The sequence below is a fragment of the Desertibacillus haloalkaliphilus genome, from assembly GCF_019039105.1.
GTDB lineage: Bacteria > Bacillota > Bacilli > Bacillales > KJ1-10-99 > Desertibacillus > Desertibacillus haloalkaliphilus.
In genome coordinates this window covers 1-341 of sequence record NZ_JAHPIV010000531.1, presented here as the reverse complement: position 1 = coordinate 341, position 341 = coordinate 1, and the positions used below count along the sequence as shown (strand labels likewise).

The following is a 341-nucleotide window of genomic DNA, read 5'->3' as shown; positions in this document are numbered from 1 at the left end:
GCATCAAATCGTCAATTTGTTGAAAATTACGATTGAAAACGCGTTCAAGGGATTGCTGGGCAACCTGGGTCATGTGTTCACTACGCATAATCTTATCTACATAGTAACGATAACCACGTTGTGAAGGTACCCGTCCTGACGATGTATGTTCCTTTTGCAACAAACCTTGCTCTTCCAATGAGGCCATCTCATTACGAACCGTGGCTGAACTGACTGCCAACCCTAATTCTTCAAGCAACGTTTTTGATCCAACAGCTTTACCGGTTTTTGCGTAATCTTGAATTATTGCGGCCAAAATTAACCGCTGCCGTTCTGTTAACATACGCTTCACCTCTCTTAGC

1 pseudogene is annotated in these 341 nt (G+C 43.4%); it reads right to left on the bottom strand.

The annotated features are described in order from the left end of the window. Positions 1–322: pseudogene (locus KH400_RS23150) on the bottom strand (heat-inducible transcriptional repressor HrcA); the annotation flags it as partial. Positions 323–341: the final 19 nt, after the last annotated feature.